Below are 21,859 nucleotides of genomic sequence, written 5' to 3' on the forward strand. Positions count from 1 at the left end.
TCACGCGACATTGCGCTGCTCCCGCAACAGTTCCGACTTGAGATATGCACCAAGGAACAGCCCAGCAAATCCCTGCATCGAATGGGCGCTGCCATCGTGATCGGCATCCACAGAGCCTTGGGTACCCCCTGAACGAACCGACAAGTACATGGGTGGTCGGCCACCGCGCGATGTCACTGCGCGAAGCTGCACATCAATCCCAAGCTCATGACGAATCTTTGCGAGCGCGTGCCTGGCGTTGCGCTGGGTGTCGGCTGTGTCGCTCACGTAGTGAAGATGCAGCGATGACAGGTTCATGCCGCTCGCGCGGATGACGCGCACCAAGGCGATGAAGGCTGGATCTGCGACGTCCACAGGCAGGTAGGTGTCGCAACCCATGGATTCAAGAACGTAGTCGCCTGCGTTCACAACGTCATCATCGCTCGCATGACGATCGAGGTAGGCCATCAAGCGCTGCCACTTTTCGGAAAGCGCCGCCCGCATCACCGGCTCCCAGTGATTTCTCACGAGCCATGCCGCCTTGTTCTTCTCTAGCCTGCGGGGTGACACCACCGCATGAGCAGAACGACTCACCAGCCAAAGCTCCTGAAGTACACGAGCCCAGTCTGCGGCGCCGATACCGGCAAGCCTCGCGATGTCCAATGCACGCTGATCCGCGTTCTGGTTTGAGCTCGCCAACATCACCAAGCACTGCAGGAGAACCCGCGTTGTCAGCTCACGCGGGCGATAGCCGCCCAGGGGCGATATCGGCTCCTGAAGCGAAATGCCGAACACCTCGTCGGCACCGCGCAGTGGCAACTGCGTGGCGTATGCCTGAATCTCTTTCAAGAGCAGACGTTGGCCATCTGCATCACGAGCTTTCGCGCCGGCACGCGAGAGCTTCTTTCGCAGATTGGTATCCAGCTTCGAGAGGAGTGACTTCACCGATGCATGGCTGCGAGCGGTCCATGCGGCGGCCGACTGCGTGCGAATCAGGCCATCTTCGCGTAGCTGCTGGTCAACCCGCACCCGAATGCCTTGGCCGAACTGGTGCGTGTAGGTTGTGAACATCAAGTCGTTGGCCGCGTGGCCGAGCTCGTTGGCTCGCTTGTCGAACGGGTTTTCCTGCAGTGAGCCAAGGGTGCAGAAGTCTGTGTCGTTGCCGAAGGTGACCCAGGAATGGCGCAAATCGTGTGACACCGATCGCGAATCACCGGTGGCGCACTTCAGCAGAATCGATGTCCACATGCGGATTTCGCTCTCGCACCAGATCGCTCCCGGCTGGTGCGGGTCGGCGAACAGCAGATCGTTACGCTCGGCGAGCTGAGAATTGAGCTGATGTCGCGCGTCTTGAGGCAACTCCAGCGGTCGCGCTGGGTCTTCGACTCGCAAGATCATGGTCAGGCCATGGCGGCTGGCAAGGTACTCCATCAAGTAGCGGATCACACGCGGGTCTTTCGTGTACGTGAGTCGACGACCCTCCTTGGTTTTGACCCTGGGGTCTGAGCGCGTCGGATTCACGGCCACCTGCAGCCGGTCCCCAGTGAAATGGAAGTTTTCAAGGCGCAAGCGCAACGCTTCGCCCATGCGAAAGCCACACTCTTTGACCAGACCAAGAAGCAGGCGTGTCATCGTGAGCGCCGGGCCCTGCTCGCCCCGGCTGATGTGCTCGTCCACCCAGTCCATTGCGCGACTGCATTCGTGCGGGAAGATGACTTGTGCACGCACCGCGATGGAGCCAGATCGCTTCTGAATTCGCTGCAGCTGCGCGGGCTCAATTACCTCTTGGAGAACGAGCAGGTCAAGGATCGCTTGACCCACCGCGCGCACAGATGGTTTGTTCGAATCCTCGACGCTGGCGTGTACGTCCTCGATGCGCCGAACCAGTTCCTTGACGTCGAGGTTCACAAGATCCATGTCCTGCACAGCGACGAACAGCCGCTTGGCTGCACCCGAAAAATATCGGCTGATGCTGGACATGGCGAGGTGGTGCTCATGTACCCAGTTCAAGGCCACCAAGTGCAGTGTCCTTGGCCAGTGGTGCGAATCTCCCATCCGTAGGTGCAGGGCCCTGAGATCACGTGAGACAGCGGCGCGAGCTTCGGTTGTGCCGCTCCCCGCGTGGGTGGCCCGTACGATGTCATCCACCAGATCGGCAGCGCGATCGCGTTCTGTGGTCGATCCACTTGCCGAGCCTTTGGCATGCAGCGGGTGTCGAAGGCGAGCCTGCGCAAGCTTCACCTCGTTGTTTGCCAGGGCCTCCTCGGTCTCCAGGTCGAAATCCCGTGTTACGAGTGCGAGCTGCGTTGCTTCTCGCGCAGCCGCGCTCGGATCGAGCGCCGACATCCTGATCTGACCGACAACATGTCCGCGCAGCGCACCTGGCAAGTAGGTGACGGCGTGGACCTGCGCACTTGCGAGCAGTCCCTCCCAGTGTCTGGGCAGGTTTCGCTTCTCGGGGTGCTGATCCATTGCCGATTGCAGTTCGTCTATGGACTCCTCCAGGGCCTGCCATGTGAGCACTTCGCTGGAAGCGATGTGGGTGAAGTCACTGATCGTGCGCTCGTCGTAAACGAGCCGCATTGCGTCGCTAGGAGCTTTCGCATCGCTCGCGGATTCGTCGGTCGGTTGTGGAACAACCCAACGGATTGATGGTCGATCCTGATATCGATGGATTCTCTGCAAAGCGGCGTACGCATGCAGAACGTCCTCCGGTCGAACCACCATGTCGAAGCCCACAAGGCAGCCCAGCGCGAGCGCGCTCGGGGATAGCAGGGGAGAGGCATCCAGCAGAAATGCTTGGAAGTGCTTCAGGGGCCGTGGTGAACCCAAGACCGTTGAGGCATTCAAATGGCTGCGCTGGTGTCGCTTGTTGTTTGTGCTCATGGCGTACACCTGATCAGGCCTTGCGCAGCCCGGTGGCCATGCCCAACCCCAGCTTCGCGATTTGCTGCATCTGCAGCGTCCCCACCTCATTCGTCAGCTGTGCAATGCTGACGCCGGCATAAACCGACATTGGGCTGTTGCCGGCGACGATGTGGCGCATGAACAGATCGATCGCCTTGTCCGAGCAGCCCGCGCGGTGCAGTTGGCTACACCAGTAGTGGCGGCCGACGTTGTCCTCGCAGCGCAACAAGGGCGGCAGAACGTCCCAGGTGGTTTTGCTGTTGGCAGGCCTCGCACCATTCTTGTAGATGCGAAACAGCGCCGGTACCGGGTCGTGCTGCACCACCTGGGCGAGATGTGCCATCACTTCGGCACCAACGGTGGTCTTACCTGCCTGCGGATCGCGCTGGTAGCGGCCGAGCAGTGCGGCGCAGTGGGCGTACCAGTTCGCGAGCAGTTCGCGCACCAACGGTGTCAGGACGGCGAAGCGGCTGCCGGTCTTGTTCGGATCTGATTTGTCCGTCAGCGTGAGCATCTCGGCATCAGGCAGCGCCGAGTCGGCGTTCAGTTCGTACTGGGTTGACAAGCGCAAACCTAGCAGGAATGACAGGGCCATGGCGGTGAAGTCGGCGTAGGCGTTGTGAACGTCGATGACGGTTGACAACGACATGCGCCTTCCTTTCGGGCAACCGTCCACGCGCTGAACGTAGTAGCCCCAGATGGCCTGCAGCGAACGATCCCGAGGAAGGTAAGGAGAGCCGAAGGCCTGTCCAGGCTCTTGCTGTTGAGGCTCGGTGGACCAACCTTCGCCTACCAGAAACTTGCACCAGTCAGCGACGAAATCGTCGTTGTCAACGCGCACGTACCAAGGCCGAGCGTGTCCCACCTGATCCAGTCGAAACATTGCATAGGCCCGGTGCGTAGCCTTCATGCCTGATTCCCTGGCTTGCGTCGGAAAGGTGTTGCGGGCGCGAGCGGCGGTCGACGTGAACCCACGGGTATCCGGCTCATCGACAGCAAGAGCCGAGGCACCTGCCGTGATTTGGTGATCGCGATCGCCCTGGGGAAGGATGTCGACGACGCGGATCACAGGCTGCCAGGCATCGGGCGCCAGGCGAGCGGTCGCGGCGAGGTCACGCAGGGGTGCAAGGAGCTCGATGGGCCAAGGCACGAAGTAGCGGACCCGAACCGGCAGATAGATCTGGCCCGGGTCTACGTCCCAACGCTGGCGGTCCGAGAGGTGGTTGATCGCGACGTGCAGGCCGCCGCGCTTCAGATCCAGCGTGAGCAACTCGCCGGGCAGCGCCTCTCCACCAAGCGCCAGGGTCATAGCGCCACGCGCGCTCAATCCTGTGAACAGGGAGATGGCCTCGACCACGGCGCCAGGCGACTGCATTGCCAAGCGAGAGCGCAAGTCGGCCTGGTAGGTGTCCATTTGAGCCGCTGTCAATTGGCGGTGGTTGCGAGCACCCGAGCGAACCTTGACGTTGGCATTTAGCGCGGTGGCTCGTACGTGGGCCTTGTGCTCCAACGCGACTTCGGACAGGTTGACGTCGGTGAGCACTCGCCTACCGGTACGTTGTGCCACGATGGCTTCTAGCCGCTTGACCTTTCCTGCGAACGCCTGGCGCCAGTACTTCCCGACGCCCAGGGCGCGAAGATCGGCTGCCGTCTCCGGTCCTTCGTGACCGGGTGCGGGAATCTTCTTGAGGTCGCGGCGCAGCAGCTTCAGGTAGTCCACTTGCAGGCGTCGGCCTTGCGCCAGTGCCAAGGCGAGCTCCACGCCGAGCGCGACAGGGATCTCAAGGCAGCGAGGATCCATCTCTGTGCACAGCGCCCAACTGCCATGAGTGCCCAGGCGCCCGGTCATGTGCGCGAGTGGTGTGCCATCCAATGGGATCTGGAGCTTGGCGTATGCGGCCAATTGGCAGGCCAGTTCGAATTGGCGAACCTCCGCGTCTCTATAGAATTCGTGCTCTCGAGCGAAGGCTACCAACGCACCGCTCAGGGTGTGGATTGCCTGGCTGAAATTGGGCTGGTCGGACGGCACATCAATGCAGCCAAGCAGCTGCTGGGAAAACCCCTTGAGTTCGGGCGGTAGGCCGGTAAAGAATTCGTCTTGTGGACTTGGGACAGATTTCAGGAATCCAGGGTGTGACACTTAGGGAGCTCGCGACTGTTGTTTGTCGCTTACCTAATCCCTGCCTATCAGAAGATTCGAACCGCGACGACTCATTAGCTGTCGCGTGAAATCCATCACGGTCAAATCTGGATGCCTTACAAGGGATCTGCGCGCGTCAGCTTTTTTCAGAGTACCGGGAAAAGTGCGGGTTGTCGCAAATCGAAAAATGCGATGTACTCGCTTTGTGCGTTAACGATATCTCTTTTGCAATCAACAGCTTACGAGCATCGCCGCCTGACTGGATGACCTCTCCATACTTGATTCGTTGTTATTACAATTTCCGGCAAAATCCGCACATTCATGCGGATTGTGAGAATTTGTTAATGGCCGTTGTGGTTTTGCGACGGTGGCAGCGATCGCGGGGGCAATAACCTGCACTGGTGTGGGGCTATTGCGGTATCGACCTTCGTCCGCCGCTTAGGTGGGCTATGGTCAGAGCAATCAAGCGTATCGCTGGGTTAGCGGCCAAGGTTTTTGCGGCGAGTTTGTGACAGTCGAAGTGTTGTGGTCACCGACAGGCACTATTTGATGTCACAAGTGAGATGACGCAAGTCGTTGATCTGATTGAACAACGCCCACGAATCCTGATTAGCGCATCTCGAAATCGCTGTATCTACGCATCGATTTCCTGGGCTCCGAAGCCGAGGGTCGTGGGTTCGATCCCCGCCAGCCGCGCCACTTCTCGCCTTCGCGGTGAGTGACCGATCACGAGGGCAGTCGATCGGTATCAGATCGCCCTTGGTCCCCTGTCGCTCGCCTTGGCGTGCCCGCGGCCATCCACGACGGCTTCGACGGAAGGCCGGCGTTGCTACGACATCCGGGGGCGACCCACAACCCGTGTGCCCGCCTGGCGCGCCAGGATGGCGGCCGCATCGTCCAGCGCGCCGATGCCGGCCAGGGCGCCGGTGCGGTTCACGAAGTCGCAGGCGGCGCGCACCTTCGGGCCCATGGACCCCGCGGCGAAGTCCACGCCGCTCAGTTCCTGCGGCGTCACGTCGCCGAGCGCGCGCTGGCCGGGCGTGCCCCAGCCGGTGAACACGGCGGGCACATCGGTGAGCATGAGAAACGCATCCGCCCGCAACTCGGCGGCGAGCAGGCCGCTGGCGTGGTCCTTGTCGATCACGGCCTCCACGCCGATGTGGGTGCCGTCTTGGCGGCGCACCACCGGGATGCCGCCACCGCCCGCGCAGATCACCGTCACGCCCTGGTCGACCAGCAGGCGGATGACCTCGATCTCGAGGATGCGCAGGGGCCTGGGTGATGGCACCACGCGCCGCCAGGCCTGGCCATCGGGGGCGATGGCCCATCCGCGCTGCTGCTGCAGTGAGCGCGCCTGCGCTTCGCTGTAGACCGGGCCCACGGGCTTGTCCGGTGCGCCGAACGCGGCGTCGCGCGGGTCCACCTCCACCTGCGTCAGCAGCGTGGCGAAGCGCGCCGGCCCGGGGCAGGCGTTGTCCAATTCCTGCTGCAACACGTAGCCGATCATTCCCTCGGTCTCGGCGCCCAGCACGTCGAGCGGAAAACGGCCCTGGCCCGTGGCCTCGCCCTGCAGCGCGAGCAGGCCCACCTGCGGCCCGTTGCCGTGGGTGACGACCAGGTGGTGCCCGCCCTCCATGAGCCGCGCAAGCGCCTGCGCGGCGCGGCGGATGTTGTCGCGCTGCGTGGCGGCGCTCACCGGCTCGCCGCGCCGCAGCAGCGCGTTGCCACCCAGGGCCACCACCACGCGGGCCATGTCAGCCGCCCAGGGTGGCCACCAGAACGGCCTTGATCGTGTGCATGCGGTTCTCGGCCTGGTCGAACACGATGGAGGCCGGGCTTTCGAAGACCTCGTCGTCGACCTCCATGGCACCGATGCCGTACAGCTTCTCTATCTGAGCGCCCACCTCCGTTTCGTTGTTGTGGAAGGCGGGCAGGCAATGCATGAAGCGCACGCGCGGATTGCCGGTCAAGGCCATCGCGCGGGCGTTGACCTGGTAGGGCAGCAGCAGGCGGATGCGTTCCGCCCACACGGATTCGGGCTCGCCCATCGACACCCAGACATCGGTGTAGAGAAAGTCGCAGCCCTTCACGCCCTCGGCCAGGTCCTCGGTCAGACGCACGCGGGCGCCACTGTCCCGCGCCAGGGCCTTCGCTTCGTCGACCACGGCCGCGTCGGGCCACAGGCTGCGCGGCCCGCACAGGCGCACGTCCATGCCGAGCTTGGCAGCGCCCGTCAGCAGCGAGTTGCCCATGTTGTTGCCGGTGTCGCCGAGGAAGCAGAAGGCCACGTCGCGCAGGGGCTTGTCGCAGTGCTCGCGCATGGTCATGAAGTCGGCCAGGATCTGCGTCGGATGGAACTGGTCGGTGAGCCCGTTGTACACGGGCACCCCCGACCATCTCGCCAGCGTCTCGACGACCGACTGCCCGTGGCCGCGGTACTCGATCGCGTCGTAGACGCGGCCCAGCACCCGCGCGGTGTCCTTGATCGATTCCTTGTGGCCGATGTGGCTGCCCGAGGGGCCGAGGTAGGTCACCGTGGCGCCCTGGTCGTGCGCCGCCACTTCGAAGCCGACGCGCGTGCGCGTCGAGTCCTTCTCGAAGATCAGGGCGATCTCCTTGCCACGCAGCAGGGGCCGCTCGGTGCCGGCGTACTTGGCCGTCTTCAGGTCGGCGGCGAGCTTGAGCAGAAAGCCGATCTCGGCCGCCGAGTAGTCGCTCAGCGTGAGGAAGCTGCGGTTGCGCAGGTTGATGGCCATGGCGCGCCTTTCGGTGGTGTCGGTCCCTCGCGGCGGGGCCTCAGGCCTCGCGCCACAGCGGGCAGGTCATGCAGTGCGCCCCGCCGCGGCCGCGGCCGAGTTCGCCGCCGCGGATGGTGATGACCTCGATGCCCGCCTTGCGCAGCAGGGTGTTGGTGTGGGTGTTGCGGTCGTAGCCGATGACCACGCCGGGTTCGAGGGCGACCACGTTGTTGCCGTCGTCCCATTGCTCGCGCGCCTGCTCGTAGCCGTCTCCCCCGGTGGGAATGACGCGCAGCGCCTTCAGACCGAGGCATTGCGCCACCACGTCGAACAGCGGCCGCTTCTCGGTGCGGCATTGAATGCCGCCGCGGTCGTCCGGGTAAAGGCTGTGGCAGACGATCTGCGCCGCCACCTCGACGAAGCTGGTCACGGTGTCGCGGTCGCAGAACGAGAACACGGTGTCCAGGTGCATGGCCGCGCGCGAGCGGGGCATCTGGCAGGCCACCACGCGCTGCACGGCGCCGGCGGCGAACAGGGCCTGGGCCAGTTGCCCCACGGCCTGCGGGGTGCTGCGCTCGCCCATGCCCACCAGCACCACTCCGTGGCCGATGGGCATGATGTCGCCGCCTTCCAACGTGGCCGGGCCGTGGTCGGTATCGGGGTCGCCCCACCACACGGGGAAGCCGGCCTGCGCGAACAGCGGATGGAAACGGTACACGGCGGCCGTCAGCAGCGTTTCCTGGCGGCGGGCCGGCCAGTGCATGGGGTTGAGGCTCACGCCACCGTGGATCCAGGCGCTGGTGTCGCGGGTGAACATCAGGTTGGGCAGTGGCGGCAGCACGAAGCCGTCGGGGCCGAGGTAGGGACCGAACATGCCTTCGGGCTTGAATGGCAGCTCGTGCACCGCCAGGCCACCCACCAGGTGGCGCGCCAGCTGCGCGGGGGGCAGTTCCCACAGCCAGCCCCTGAGTTCGTCGAGCATGCCCACGCCCACGTGGTTCGGGGTGACCCGGCGCTGCAGCACCCAGTCGCGCGCGGTGGGGATGGCCAGGGTCTCGCTCAGGAGCTGGCCCATCTCCAGCACCTCGACGCCGCGGTCCTGCATCTTCGTGACGAAGTCGAAGTGGTCGGTGCGCGCCTGCTGCACCCAGAAGACGTCGTCGAACAGCATCGCCTCGCGGTTGGCGGGGGTGAGGCGTTCGTGGGCCAGCCCGGGCGAGCCGACCAGTACGCGGCGCAGCTTGCCGACCTCGGAATGCACCCCGAAGCGGGCCGGGCTCGACACGGGCGGATGGGGCGTGTTCACAGCAGGACCGCCGCGCTCAGCGAGGCCATGCTGAGCAAGGCCAGCATCAGCATCAACGGCCAGATGAAGCGCAGCCAGCGCTGGTAGGGCACGCGCCCGATGGCCAGCGCGCCAACCACCACCGCGTAGGTGGGCGTGACCAGGTTGGTGATGCCGATCGCGGTCTGGAACGCGGTGACCGCGAGGTCGCGCGGCACGCCGGCGAAATCCGACAGGGGCGCCAGGATCGGCATGCTCAGCACCGCCAGCCCCGAGGTGGACGGCACCAGCAGGCTCAGCAGGCCCTCGGTGGCAAAGAGCGCGTTCACGAAGGCCACGTTGGACATGCCGCCGATCCAGCCCTCCAGCGCGTGCAGGATGGTGTCGGTGATCTTCCCCTGGTCCATGATCACCACGATGCCGCGCGCCAGGCCGATCACCAGGGCCACACCGAGCAAGTCACGCGCGCCGTCGACGAAGGCGTTGGTGAACGGCTTCTCCCCCATCCAGGCCACCAGGCCCACGGCAATGGCCGACGCCAGGAACAGCGCCGACATCTCGGCCATCCACCAGCCGCGCAGTGCCACGCCCCAGACCATGGCGACGAAGGTCGCGCCGAACAGGACCAGGACGGTCTGTTGCCGCCCGGTGAGCACCTGATCGCGGTGGCTCTCGCGGTGGCGCAGGAAGTGGGCCTCGTTGGACGCCTTGAGATCGGCCACCAGCGAGCGCGACGGGTCCTGACGAACGCGCTCCGCGTAGCGCATCACGTAGGCCACGCAGATCATCCAACCCAGCGCCAGGATCACCAGCCGCAAGGCCATGCCCTGGGTGAACGGGATGCCGGCGGCGTTGGAGGCGATGGCGGTCGAGAAGGGGTTGATGGTGGAGCCGAGCACGCCGATCCCGGCGCCCACCATGATCACGGCCACGCCCGTGAGCGCGTCGTAGCCCACCGCGATCATCAGCGGCAGCAGCAGCACATAGAAGGCGAGGGTTTCTTCCGCCATGCCGTAGGTGGTGCCGCCCGCGGCGAACAGCAGCATCAGCACCGGAATCATCCATTTCTCGCGGCCCTGCAGGCGCAGCATGACGCGCTCGATGCCGGTGTTGATGGCGCCGGTGGCGTTGACCACGCCCAGGAAGCCGCCGACCACGAGCACGAACAGCGAGACGTCGATGGCGTTGGCCACGCCCGTGGCCTGGTTGTAGAAGCCCGTGATGGGGGCCATCAGCACGTCGAGCGCGCCTTGCGGGGCAGCGTCGACGACCTGATAGGTGCCGGGCACCGGGGTGTCTTTGCCCAGGGCCTCATTGGCCACGCGTTCGTACTGGCCCGCCGGCAGCAGCCAGGTGAGCGCGGCCATCAGCACGATCAACGCGAACAGGATGGTGTAGGCGGTGGGGAACCGGTCCTGCGCGGAGGGCGGGGGGGCGGGGACCGCGCCCGCGATGGGCTCTGCCTGGTTGGCCATGGTGTTGCCTCCTTGTGCGCCCATGTGTGCCCTGCCGGATGGCAAGGGAGCCGCCTGGCGCTCAAGGTATCTTTGGCCAGCGGCGACCGGCGCGCTTTGACGCTGGTCAAGAACGGTGGCGGTCGCGCCGCGGTCGCCACCGCCCGGCGGGTGGCGGCCGGGTCAGGGCCCAGGCGAGCCCACCCGGGAGGCCGCCCGCTTGGGCCGCCTCGCAGCGCCGCTCGACACCCTCCGCTTCAACGGGCCTTCCGGGCCTTGGCCGCGGCAGCGGGCTTGGGCCGGGCGCTTGCCTCGTCGAGCCACAACAGCGTGTCGGTGTGCACCATGAAGCGGTGCAGGTAGTCGGGCGAGAGTTCGCTCAGCAGGCTCAGGGTGCGCAGCACGAGCATGTGCGAATTGAGCGGGCCGGCGGCCTCGGGGCCGCGTTGCACGGCCTGCGCCACCTCGTCTTCGGCGCAGAGGCGCGCCCAGCTGTCGTGAAAGGCCTGCGCGCTGCGCAGCTCAGGCCGCGCCGTGCCGGCCGGCCGGGTGCGCTGCCCGATGTGCTGGTTGAGTTGGGCCAGGGGCGTGAGCGGCGGCTTCGAGCGCGGGCGAAGCGCGCGCTCGACCGGCGCCGGCTCGTCCGCCGCGGCCTCGGCCGGTGGCAGCGAGGCCAGCGTCACCATCAGCCGGCGCTGCACGGCCTCGGGGGCGGTTGGCATGCGGCGCGCCAGCGCCGCCCGGTAGTGGGCGCGCACGGCCTCGGCGTCAGTCACGCTTCGCTCCCTGGCCGCCGTGGCCGGCCTTGGGCACCGGCGCCATTTCCACGCGGCGGTTGAGCGCGCGACCTTTCTCGTCGGCGTTGGAGGCCACGGGCTGTTCGGCGCCGAAGGCGGCGCTGAACACGCGCTGCGGCGGCATGCCTTCCTGGATGAGGGCGCGCGTGACCGTGAGCGCGCGCTGCGCCGAGAGCTCCAGGTTGTCGGCGAAGCGCTGGTTGCTCGCCTGCACCGGGCGGTCGTCGGTGAAGCCGCTGACCATCAGCATCTCGTCGCGCTCGCCCAGGTAGACCTGCAGCGGCGGCACCAGGCTTTTCAGGATCTGCCGCCCCTCGGGTCGCAGCTCGTCGGAGTTGAGCGCGAACAGCACGCTGCCGCTGATGCCGATGCGGCCGTTGTCCAGCGTCACGCGGCCGTTCTGCAGCGGAATGGCCAGGGCCTTCTCCAGGGCCATGCGGCGCTGTTCTTCCTGTTCGCGCTTGCGCACCTCGGCCTGCAGGCTGTTCACCAGGTCCATCTGCACCACGAGCACGCCGACGAGGATGAGCACGAAGGCGCCCACCAGGCCGGACATGAGGTCGCCGAACACGGCCCACACCGGCGCGCCGTGCCCGCCGCCCTCGGTGTCGTCGGGGCGTTCGTCCAGGCCGGCCATCATGCGGCCGTCCCCCCGGGTGGCGCGCGCAGGCGGCGCAGGTCTTCCACGATGCCCTGCTGCGCGCTGATGCTGAGGTCGATCACCTCGCGGGCCTGGGCCACGTAGTAGGCGAGCTGCTCGTCGCTGCGCGCGACCGATTGCGTGACGGCGCCCTCGACGCGCTGCAGGCTGTCGATGAGCGCCTCCTGCGAGCGGCTGAACAGCGCCACCCCGTGGTTGAAGGCCTCGCCCAGGCTGGCCAGTTCGATGGCGCTGGCGCCGACCTGCGCGGCCACCTCGTCGGCGCGCACGGCCTGCGCCCCCACGGTGTCGGCGAACTGGCGGCCCACCCGGTCGAGCACGGCGCCGGCCGAGCCGACCAGCGATTCGATGGCCGCGCGCTGCTCGGTGGTGGCCTGCTGCACGGACTGCAGAAGGGCGTCGATGTGCTGCATCAGCGTGGCGCGCTCCTGCAGGGCGCTGTTGTCGCGCTCGGTGAGCTGGCTCATGTCTTGGCGCAGCCGCGCGATCACCTCGGCGGCGGCCCGGGGCGCTTCGGCGGCCGTCTCGATCAGGCGCGCCAGGGGCGCCTCGAGCGCGCGGGCCAGGCTGGCGAGCTGCGTGGACAGCTGCTGAGTCAGCGAGGCCTGCAGCTCGCCCAGCCGCTGCACGGCGGCCTCGCCGCGCGCCGCCTCTTCGCCGCGCAGGCCGGCGAGTTCCTCGCGCCAGCGGGTCGCCGTGTCCTGCAGGGTCTGCGCCACGGCCTGCTGCTGCGCCAGGGTTTGCGCCCCGAGCCGGCGCCATTCGTCCTGCATGGCGGTGGCCGTGTCCTGCAGGGCGGCGGCCCAAGTGGACTGGCGCTCGCGCTCGGCCGCGCTGTGCTCGGCCTGCGAGCGGCCCAGCGTGTCCTGCACCTGGGCGAGCAGGGCGCCGCTGCGCTGCTCGAAGGTGGTGGTGAAGGCGACCAGCGCCTGGTCCAGGCCCTGCAGCTGCGTGCGCACCAGGGCGTCGACGCGCTCGTGCTGCCGCGTGGCTTGCTGGGTGAGGGCATTCATGGCCTTGTCCACCGCGGCCTGCACGCCTTCGCCAGCGGCCCGCGCGCTGGCGTCCAGGCTGTGGCGCAGCGACTGCTCCACCGAGCGGGCCAGCCCGCCGTAGGCCTCGCCCGACGCCGCCAGGAACTGGGCCTGCCGCGCCAGCAATTGCTCGTCGAGCTGCTGGCTGCGCTGTTCTATCCGCTCCATGAGCGACTGCAGCCGGTCCGCTACCGCGGGCAGGGCGCTGGCCTGCTGCTGCAGGGCGTCGACGGTGGCCTGGCGCTGGTGCGCGAGCGAGAACGGGCGCAGCACCGTGGCCGCGCGCGCGTCGAGCTGGCGCGCCGCCTCGGCGCGCTCGCGCCGGGCGATGGCCGACATCAGGCCCAGCATGGCCGAGGTGGCCACGCCCACCACCGAGGTGCCGAAGGCCAGGCCCAGGCCCTTGATGGGCGCGGCCAGCGCCGAGCGGATGGCCTGCAGGTCGGCCGAGCCTTCGAGCGTGAACACCACGCCCTTGAAGGTGAGCACCATGCCGAGGAAGGTGCCGAGCATGCCCAGCATCACCAGCAGGCCGATGAGGTAGGGCGTGAGCGCCAGGCCGGGCAGGGCGCCGCGCTCGCTTTCGATGCGCTGGCGCACCGCGTCGCGCAGGGGGAGCGGCACGCGGGCCAGCCAGTCCTCGAGCGCGGCCAGGGGCTGGGGCACCTGGGCCAGCGCCTGGGACAGCGCCGCGGTGGCCTGCCGGTAGCGCCGGATCTCCTGCGCGCCCATGAGGTACACGCCGCCGATGAGCGCGGTCATGGCCAGGGCCAGGCCGCTGGACCCCACGAAGCCCGCGCCGATCCAGACGACGGACAGCAGGCCAAGGACGAAGGCGGAGACGAAGAACAGTCGGTTCACGGAAAGGCGGTTCACGGGGTGTCGATGGAGGGGGAAGCGCGGGACTGTCCCAGCGCTTCGATCATGCCGGTCACCGGCTGCAGGCGCAGATCGAGTTCGGCGAGCAGGGCCTGCCGCAGCTCCTGCTCGAACACCGCGGGCCAGGCGTCTGACGGGGTCTGGCGCAGCTGCTCGAAGCGCGCCTTGAGAAAGGCGGGCACGCCGGACAGCAGCCGCTGCTCGCGCCCGCCGATCAGCTGGTCCAGGGTGGCGTCCAGCGCGGCCAGCCGCGCCAGCCGGGGCGAGGCGGCGGCCAGCGCCTGCCGAACATGGGCGCGAAAGGCGCCGATGCCGGTTTCCATGCGGCGCTGCTGGTCGAGGTAGCGCTGGTGGATGGTGCCGAAGTGGCTGTCGTCGGCGCCGATCGGTTGCCGGGGCGGCGCGGCGATGCCTTGCTGCAGCGTGGTGCGCAGGCCCTGCAGCCCGGCCCGCAGCTGGGCGGCGTGGGTGCGGCCGGGCGGGCGCGGTGGCGCCGCCGCCGAAGGCAAGGCCTGGTGGGCCGCGTGCAGGGCGATGGCGTCGCGCACGTCCAGCCATTCGGCCAGGCGCTCGGCCAGGTCGCGCCGGGGGGCCTCGGCCGGCGCGGGCAGGTACCCGGCGAGCTGGCGCACCAGGGCGGAGCGGTGGGATCGGCTGCGCAAAACGGTCGGTGGCGCCCTCAGGGGCGCGGGGGTCTAACAGGCGGGTGAATGGGGGGCGCGAGCGCCCCGCATTGTCCTCTACCCGGGCGCGGGGCCGGATGGCGAGGCCGCGCCGGTGCGCGGGCCGCTGGCGCTAGGCGCCGCGCAGGCTGCGCCCGTTCAGGGCGTCGCGGATCGGGGTGGGCCGGTCGAGGCCGCCCAGGGGCAGGTCGAGCAGGGCGTCGAGGTCCGCGCCGGCGAACTGTTGCCACAGTTCGTCCACGCTGCGGGCGGCGGGTTGGCCGTGCCGGTTCGCGCTGGTGGACACCAGCGCGCCGCCGACGGCCCGGCACAGGTCGGCCGCCGGGCCATGGGCGGTGACGCGCACCGCGATGCCCTGGTGCGCGCCCGCCACCACCGCGGGCGCGCTCGCCGCGCGCGGCAGCACCCAGGTGTGGGGTCCGGGCCAGGTGGCGCGCACCTCGGCCAGCGCCCCGGGGGCCAGCCGCGCCCAGTCCACGAAGGGGCCGAGCTGCGCCTCGCTCGCGGCGATGAGCAGGAAGCCCTGCGTGGTGGGGCGCCGCTTGAGCCGGTAGAGGCGTTGCACCGCCGCCGTGTTGAAGGGGTCGCAGCCAAGGCCGAACACCGCCTCGGTGGGGTAGGCGACCACGCCACCGCGGCGGACCGCGTCGGCCACCGCCTCCAGGGGCGCGGGCGAACGCCGCCGGCTCAGAGGTCGTGCCCCAGGAAGTCCCGCAGCTCCTCGGTCTGGGGGTGGTCGAGCACGTCCGCCGGGCCCACCTCCCAGACCTTGCCCTGGTGCATGAAGACCAACTGGTCCGCGATCTTGCGGGCGAAGTTCATCTCGTGCGTGACCATCACCATGGTCATGCCCTTGTCGGCCAGGCCTTCGATGACGCGCAGCACCTCGCCGGTGAGCTGTGGGTCGAGCGCGGAGGTCACTTCGTCGAACAGCATCACCTTGGGTTGCATCGCGAGCGAGCGGGCGATGGCCGCGCGCTGCTGCTGGCCGCCCGACAGCTGCTCGGGGTAGGCGTCGAACTTCTCCGACAGGCCGACCTGGCCCAGGCACTCCTGGGCGAGTGCGATGGCCTGTGCCTTGCCCAGCTTCTTCACGCTGCGCGGCGCGAGCATGATGTTTTCGCCGATCGTCAGGTGCGGGAACAGGTTGTAGCTCTGGAACACGATGCCCACGTCCAGGCGCAGCTGGCGCAGGTCCAGCGTGGGGTCGGTGAGCACGTGGCCACACACCTGGATGTGGCCGCGGTTCACCTTTTCGAGCCGGTCGATGCAGCGCAGCGCGGTGCTCTTGCCGGAGCCGGACTTGCCGATGAGCACCGTGACCTCGCCGCGCTTGACCTGAAAGCTCACGCCCTTGAGGACTTCGATCTGGCCGAAGCTCTTGTGCACATCGCGCAGCACCACGATGTCGTTCGCGGAATCGGCGGCGCCGGCGGCGGTCGGGACAAGGTCAGTCATAAGGTCTTCTTTCATGGGGAAAGCTCACGCGCTGAGCATGCCGCGCGCCATGCGTTGCTCCAGCCGCCGGCTCAGGGCCGACAGCGGATAGCAGAGCAGAAAGGAGATCAGCGCCACGACCACGAAGGTGATGAAGGGCTGGAAGGTGGAGTTGTTGATGAGCTGGCCGGCCCGCGTCAGGTCGACGAAGCTCACCGCCGACGCCAGCGAGGTGTTCTTGACGATCTGCACCATGAAGCCCACCGTGCCCGGCGTGGCGTTGCGGATGGCCTGCGGGATGATCACCTTGAACATGCGCTGCGTTCGGCTCAGCGCCAGGCACTCGGCCGCCTCCCACTGCGCCTTGGGCACCGACTGGATGCTGCCGCGCCAGAACTCGCCGAGGTAAGCGCCGACCCAGATCGTCATGGACAGCGTGGCCGCCATCAGCGGCGACACCGCCAGGCCCAGCGCCGGCAGGCCGAAGTAGCCCGCGAACATGATCACCAGCAGCGGCACGCCCTGGACGATCTGGATGTAGGCCGCCGCGATGGCGCGCAGCCAGGCGAAGCGCGAGACGCGGCACAGCGCGATCAGCAGCCCCATCAGGCCGCCGCCGATGAAGGCGCAGGCCGACAGCGCGACCGTCCACAGCGCGCCCTGGAGCAGGAATTGAACGTGGACAAGACCAAAGGTGGGCATCGTTCTGTCTCCCTTCAGAGCGGCGTGCCGAGGCGGCGGCGGCGCGGAAAGATCACCAGGCCGAGCAGCCAGAACCCGAGCCGCATGACCAGCGCCAGGCCGAAGTACATGAAGCCGATCGTGATGTAGGTCTCCATCGGCCGGAACGAGACGCCCTGGATGTAGTTGGCGTTGCCGGTGAGCTCGGCCACCGAGATCTGCGAGGTGATGGAGGAGGCCAGCATCAGCAGGATGAACTGGCTGGTGAGCGAGGGGTACACGCGCTCCACGGCCGGGCGCAGCACCACGTGCCAGTACACCTGGGCGCGCGACAGGCCCAGGCACTCGGCCGCTTCCCATTGGCCCGCGTGCACCGAGTTGAAGCCGGCGCGCATGATCTCGCCCGTGTACGCGCCCACGTTGATGGTGAGCGCGATGATGGCCACCGAGAAGGCGCTCATCGTGATGCCGACCGAGGACAGGCCGAAGAAGACGAGGAAGATCTGCACCAGGAACGGGGTGTTGCGGATGCCCTCCACGTAGCCCGCGCACAGCGCCGACAGCCAGCGCACGCTCGAATTGCGGCCGATGGCGCAGAGCGTGCCGATCACGAACCCCAGCAGGGTGGCGGCGGCGGCCAGCTGCAGCGTCACCAGCGCACCGTCCAGCAGCATCGGCCATCGTTCGAGGATGGGAGTGAAGTCCAGGGTCACCGTCGTGCCTCCGATGGGGTTGCCCGCGCGCGCGGGATCAGGCCGGAACGGCGGGCGCCTTGCGGTCGCCGAACATCAGGCCGGCCGCCCGGAAGCCGCCGTCGACGTTGAGCGTGTGGCCCTGCACGTAGCGCGCTTCGTCCGAGCACAGGAACACGGCCGCGTCGCCGATTTCCTCGGGTGTGCCGTAGCGCACCATGGGCACCAGGTAGTTGTAGGCGCTGCGCGTGGCGGCGTCGTGCGCGGTCGCGGCCATCTCGGTCTCGATGGCGCCGGGCGCGATGTTGTTCACGTTGATGCCGTGTGGCGACAGCTCGACCGCCATCACCTTGGTGAGCAGCTCCAGGCCGGCCTTGGCCGCGCCGTAGGCGCCGCGGCCGTTGCCGCCGCGCTGGCCCGAGAGCGAGGCGATGTTGATGATCTTGCCGCCGTGGCCCTGCGCCACCATGCGCCGGGCGCAGGCCTGCGCCACGATGAAGGCGCCGGTGAGGTTGATGGCGATGGTGCGGTTCCAGTTCTCCAGCGTGATGTCCAGGAACGGGGTGTTGCCGCCGATGCCGGCGTTGTTGATGAGGATGTCGAGCCGGCCGAGCTGGGTGGTGACGTCCTTGAGCAGCGTCTCCACCGAGCGCGGATCGGCCACGTCGACCACGAAGCCATGGGCCTGTGCGCCGGCCTCGCGCAGCTTGGCGGCCGCGGCGTTGGCGCCCTGGGGGTTGATGTCGGCGATGGCGATGACGGCGCCCTGGCGCGCCAGGGCCGTGGCGATGGCGAAGCCGATGCCGCGGGCACCGCCGGTGATGAGGGCGATCTTTGCTTGCAGTCTCATGGAGGGTCCTGTGGTGGTGAGGGTGGGCGGCGGCTCAGTGCTTGTCTCTGACCGCCGTGAAAAAGTCGGGGGCGCCGGTCTGGCCGCCCTTGAGGGCGATCTCCAGGCCGTCGATGGCGGGGTCGGGCGAATGGGCGCGGCACAGCGGCACGCCCGGCGACAGCGGCGCGATGGCGGTCAGCGCGTCGATGCCCAGGCGCGAGGCCGCGTGGCTGGAGGTGTCGCCGCCGGAGATGACAACGCGCCGCAGGCCGCACTGGCGCACCAGGGCGTTGAGGATGTCGCCGAGCGCGGCGCCGAGCCGGTCGTTGACGGCGGCGATCGGCGTGCCACTGGCCCGCACGGCCTCGCGGAACGCGGCCACGCGCGGATCGTCGGGGCCGGTGGCGGTGAAGACCAGCGGGTCGCGGCCCCGCGCGATGGCCTCGCGGCCCAGCGCGGTCACGCGCTGCACCTCGGCGGCCAGCCAGTGCTCGTGGACCGCCAGCCGCGCGTCCAGCACGATGGGCTCGAAGCCCCGCGCGCAGGCGTGCTCGATCTGCGCCGCCGTGATCGGCGACACCGAACCCGACACGGCCGCGAGGCGCTCCACGCGGGCGCAGCCGACGCTGGCCGGGGGGAGCGGCATCAGCCCGGCCGCGCGCCAGTGCGCCACCAGCGCCTGCTCGACGCCTTGCGAGCCCAGCACGAACTGCTGCGCCGCGCCCCGTTCCCAGATCAGGCGGCCGGCCTCGCGCAGGGTTTCGGGGTCCAGCACGTCCACCGAGACGATGGCCGCGCCGCGTTCGATCTCCTGCGCCAACAGTGCATCGGCCCGGCCGCGTTTCATGCTGGCGAAATCCACCAGGCCCACGCGCAGATCGGTCTGCGTGGCCAGGTGGCGGCCCAGGTCGGCCTCGTGCATGGGCGTGGTGGGGTGGGCCGCCATGGTGGGGTGGCGGTCGAGCCGGTAGCCCACGCCGTTGGCGTGCGCGAACAGGTTGCCGAAGGCCTGGAAGCGGCCCATGCCGGGGTCCGACACCACGAGCGGGATCCATCCCGGGAAGCGCCGCCGGGCGATCTCGGCCGCGCGGCCGATGTTGCCGATGTGGGGCGCCGAGTCGAAGGTCGAACACACCTTGTAGTGGACGACGGGCGCGCCGATGCCGGCGAGTTGCTCGAAGACGGGGGGCAGGTGCTCGTCCATCCACTCGGGCGGTCGCGAGCGCGCCACGCCCGCGACGCCGATGGCGCGGTAGTGCGCGAAACGGGCCAGGCGTTCCTGCGTGGGCGACGCGAGAAACAGGATGGTCTCGAGCCCCGCGAAGGCCAGCACCTCCATGGCCGCCGACGAGCCCGTGAAGTCGTCGCCATAGAAGGCGATCAGCGGCCCCGGGGGGAGCGCACGGGCGTCGCTCACGCCGCGGCCTCCATCGCCGATTGCAGCGCGGGGTGGGTGCGCGCGTAGTCGGCCTGTGGCACGCCCTGCAGCGCCGCGTCCCAGGCTTCGCGCAGGGCGCTCACGCCGGCGCCCGGGCCTTGCGGATGGGCCAGGATGCCGCCGCCGGCGGTGACGATCAGGTCGGTGGTGTTGACGGCCGCGTAGGTGCCCGGCACCTGCGTGACGCCCTGGCCCGAGGAGAACACGGGCATCACGGTGCAGGGCTTGTCCGCGAACAGCGGCTCGAGGCAGGCGCGCGCCGACGCGATCACGCTGTCGTCGGGCTCGGAGAACTTGTTGGCCAGGCCGTTGACGTGCATGTGGTCCGCGCCGGCCAGGCGCCAGATCTTGCTCCACGCGGTGAACGACCAGCCCAGCAGCGGGTGGCGCGACAGGTAGCCCCAGCCGTTGCGGTGCGCGTGGATGGGCAACTGCGAGAACTTCGCCAGTTCGATCATGCCCGCCAGGCCCACGGAGTTGATGCTGGCCATCAGGCAGGTCGCGCCGTGCGCGAGCAGCACGTCGTGGCGGCGCTTCATCTCCTCGACGTCGCCGGTGAGGTTGAAGGCGTACATGGGCTTCTTGCCGGTGCGGTCCGCGCTGGCGTTCACCTCGCGCATCACCGCGGCCACGCGCTCGTTGAACGGGCAGTTGGGTCCGTCGGCCTGCAGTTCGTCGTCCTTGATGAAATCGATGCCGGCGGCGCAGAGCTGGGCCACCAGGGCCGCCGTGTCCTCGGCGGAGAAGCCGACACTGGGCTTGATGATGGTACCGATGAGGGGGCGTCCCTTCACCCCGGTCAGCCGGCGCGTGCCCTCGGCGCCGAACTTGGGCCCCGGGTAGGCGGCGGCGAAGGGCTGGGGCAGGCGGATGTCGAGCAGGCGCAGGCCGCTCACCTGGCGCAGCTCGAACAGGTTGCCCGCCACCGTGGCCATCAGGTTGGGCAGGGAAGGCCCCAGCGTGGCCAGCGGCCAGGAGAGCGTGAGCCGGGCGCGGACCAGGCGCTCGCCAGCGGGTGTCGGTGTCGAGGTGGGCAGCGCGCGCGCGCCGGTGAAACGCTCGATCACCTCCAGCCTCTCCACCCGCGCCGCCGCGCGCTCGAGCAGCTCGGGCGTTTCGCCCGGCACGCGGACGAAGGTGCCGCTGGATTGCTCCCCGGCGATGGTGGCCGCCACGCGCTCCGGGTCGTCCGGGGTCTCGAGGAGGTAGTCCGCTTCAATACGGTGCTGCTGCATGGCGTTTCCAGGGGTGGGTCGGATGGCTTGCCGGGCGAAGGCCCATGGCGCGCCCGCGCGTCCGTGCGCGGGCGCCAGGAAAAAGAAGAATCGGCGGGGCGTGTGCGGGGTCCGGCCCCGCACAGGGGTCCGTGGCTTAGGGCTGCAGGAGCTCGGCGGGCACGTCGACGCCGTGGTGTTTGCGGTAGAGCGCGTTGAGCTTGCCGCTCTTGGCGTTGACCGCGATCCACTCGTTCAGTTTGGCCAGCAGCGCGGGCTCGCCCTTCTTCACGCCCATGGCGATCGGGAACTGCTTGATCACCAGCTTGGCCTCGAAGGGCTTGGCGCCCGCGCGCTGGTTGATGGCCTTCATCTGCGGGTCGCCCAGGCCCACGTAGGTGGCCTGGCCCGACAGGGCCGCCGTGATGACGGTGGCGTCGTCGTCGAAGCGCACCACGTTGATGCCCAGGGCCGAGGCGCGGGCGGTCAGCTCCACGTCCTGCATGGTGCTGCGCACCACGGCGATGGACTTGCCCTTCAGGTCGCCCCAGTCCCTCACGCTCTTGTCGGCCACCGGCGCGATCACCGTGGTGCGGATGAAGGAATACGGCTTGGTGAAGTCCACCACCTTGGCGCGCTCTTCGGTGACGGAGAGCGAGGAGATCACCACGTCGGCCTTGTCGGTGTTGACGTTGGGGATGCGCGTGGGGCCGGTGGTGTTGATGAACTCCACCTCCACGCCCCAGTCGGCGGCCAGCGCGCGCGCCACCTCGACGTCGGAACCGGTGGGCTGCAGCGAGCCGTCGAGCATGCCGAAGGGCGGGATGCCCATGTCGGTGGCGACGCGCAGCTTCTTGCGGCTGTTGATGTTGGCCAGAACGTCCGCGCTGGCGGGCAGGGCGAGCGCGAGGCCGAGGGCCGCGACGAGGGCGCTGGCGTGACGGCGGTTGATGTTCATGTTTTGTCTCCTGGTCGTTGAGGCCGGATGGCCTGCGGAATGGGATGCAC

General features: G+C 68.5%; 18 protein-coding genes. All 18 read right to left on the bottom strand.

What is annotated here, in order from left to right; genetic code table 11:
* The 18 genes from BHU06_RS19760 to BHU06_RS19850 all read right to left on the bottom strand — a co-directional run bounded on the left by BHU06_RS19760 (nt 1) and on the right by BHU06_RS19850 (nt 21,809).
* Nucleotides 1–2,865 carry a site-specific integrase gene (locus tag BHU06_RS19760; protein WP_175442894.1) on the bottom strand — a complete coding sequence of 955 codons (2,865 nt, stop codon included), beginning with the start codon at nt 2,863–2,865 and terminating at the stop codon, nt 1–3.
* A gap of 13 nt (nt 2,866–2,878) precedes the next feature.
* On the bottom strand, nt 2,879–4,915 hold the full coding sequence (locus BHU06_RS19765; RefSeq protein ID WP_175442895.1) for a hypothetical protein: 2,037 nt from the start codon (nt 4,913–4,915) through the stop codon (nt 2,879–2,881).
* Between the two features lie 940 nt (nt 4,916–5,855).
* Nucleotides 5,856–6,779 (bottom strand): carbamate kinase, encoded by a 924-nt coding sequence (arcC, locus tag BHU06_RS19775; RefSeq protein ID WP_070400940.1) that lies wholly within the window; start codon nt 6,777–6,779, stop codon nt 5,856–5,858.
* Nucleotide 6,780: 1 nt separating this feature from the next.
* Nucleotides 6,781–7,782 (bottom strand): ornithine carbamoyltransferase, encoded by a 1,002-nt coding sequence (gene argF, locus BHU06_RS19780; protein ID WP_070400941.1) that lies wholly within the window; start codon nt 7,780–7,782, stop codon nt 6,781–6,783.
* Between the two features lie 40 nt (nt 7,783–7,822).
* On the bottom strand, nt 7,823–9,049 hold the full coding sequence (locus tag BHU06_RS19785; RefSeq protein ID WP_070400970.1) for an arginine deiminase: 1,227 nt from the start codon (nt 9,047–9,049) through the stop codon (nt 7,823–7,825).
* A 17-nt stretch (nt 9,050–9,066) separates the two neighbouring features.
* Nucleotides 9,067–10,524 carry a YfcC family protein gene (locus tag BHU06_RS19790; protein WP_070400942.1) on the bottom strand — a complete coding sequence of 486 codons (1,458 nt, stop codon included), beginning with the start codon at nt 10,522–10,524 and terminating at the stop codon, nt 9,067–9,069.
* Nucleotides 10,525–10,760: 236 nt separating this feature from the next.
* Nucleotides 10,761–11,279 (bottom strand): DUF2894 domain-containing protein, encoded by a 519-nt coding sequence (locus tag BHU06_RS19795; RefSeq protein WP_070400943.1) that lies wholly within the window; start codon nt 11,277–11,279, stop codon nt 10,761–10,763.
* Nucleotides 11,272–11,937, bottom strand: coding sequence for an OmpA family protein (locus BHU06_RS19800; RefSeq protein ID WP_070400971.1), 666 nt, complete (start codon nt 11,935–11,937; stop codon nt 11,272–11,274). The genes BHU06_RS19795 and BHU06_RS19800 overlap by 8 nt, the downstream gene beginning before the upstream one ends.
* Complete coding sequence (locus tag BHU06_RS19805) at nt 11,937–13,871, bottom strand: hypothetical protein (protein WP_254668204.1); 1,935 nt, start codon at nt 13,869–13,871, stop codon at nt 11,937–11,939. Before BHU06_RS19805 ends, BHU06_RS19800 begins: the two co-directional genes overlap by 1 nt.
* Complete coding sequence (locus BHU06_RS19810) at nt 13,868–14,536, bottom strand: DUF3348 family protein (RefSeq protein ID WP_070400944.1); 669 nt, start codon at nt 14,534–14,536, stop codon at nt 13,868–13,870. The genes BHU06_RS19805 and BHU06_RS19810 overlap by 4 nt, the downstream gene beginning before the upstream one ends.
* 133 nt (nt 14,537–14,669) lie before the next feature.
* Entirely contained in the window at nt 14,670–15,212 is a 543-nt protein-coding gene (locus BHU06_RS19815) for an L-threonylcarbamoyladenylate synthase (protein ID WP_217494362.1), read from the bottom strand.
* Nucleotides 15,213–15,244: 32 nt separating this feature from the next.
* Nucleotides 15,245–16,015 carry an amino acid ABC transporter ATP-binding protein gene (locus tag BHU06_RS22650; protein ID WP_070400945.1) on the bottom strand — a complete coding sequence of 257 codons (771 nt, stop codon included), beginning with the start codon at nt 16,013–16,015 and terminating at the stop codon, nt 15,245–15,247.
* A gap of 24 nt (nt 16,016–16,039) precedes the next feature.
* Complete coding sequence (locus BHU06_RS22655; RefSeq protein WP_070400946.1) at nt 16,040–16,696, bottom strand: amino acid ABC transporter permease; 657 nt, start codon at nt 16,694–16,696, stop codon at nt 16,040–16,042.
* Nucleotides 16,697–16,710: 14 nt separating this feature from the next.
* Nucleotides 16,711–17,349 (bottom strand): amino acid ABC transporter permease, encoded by a 639-nt coding sequence (locus BHU06_RS19830; RefSeq protein ID WP_070400947.1) that lies wholly within the window; start codon nt 17,347–17,349, stop codon nt 16,711–16,713.
* Between the two features lie 76 nt (nt 17,350–17,425).
* The gene (locus BHU06_RS19835; RefSeq protein WP_070400948.1) at nt 17,426–18,217 is read right to left on the bottom strand and encodes an SDR family NAD(P)-dependent oxidoreductase; all 792 of its coding nucleotides are present in this window, start codon (nt 18,215–18,217) and stop codon (nt 17,426–17,428) included.
* A gap of 34 nt (nt 18,218–18,251) precedes the next feature.
* Nucleotides 18,252–19,616: a four-carbon acid sugar kinase family protein gene (locus BHU06_RS19840; RefSeq protein ID WP_070400949.1), complete on the bottom strand. Its 1,365-nt coding sequence runs from the start codon at nt 19,614–19,616 to the stop codon at nt 18,252–18,254.
* A complete protein-coding gene (locus BHU06_RS19845) occupies nt 19,613–20,872 on the bottom strand; it encodes a ribulose-bisphosphate carboxylase large subunit family protein (protein ID WP_070400950.1) in 1,260 nt (419 codons plus the stop codon). Before BHU06_RS19845 ends, BHU06_RS19840 begins: the two co-directional genes overlap by 4 nt.
* Nucleotides 20,873–21,008: 136 nt before the next feature.
* A complete protein-coding gene (locus BHU06_RS19850; RefSeq protein ID WP_070400951.1) occupies nt 21,009–21,809 on the bottom strand; it encodes a transporter substrate-binding domain-containing protein in 801 nt (266 codons plus the stop codon).
* Nucleotides 21,810–21,859 lie beyond the last annotated feature (50 nt).

It is taken from the genome of Hydrogenophaga sp. PML113, from assembly GCF_001777155.1.
Lineage (GTDB): Bacteria > Pseudomonadota > Gammaproteobacteria > Burkholderiales > Burkholderiaceae_C > Hydrogenophaga > Hydrogenophaga borbori.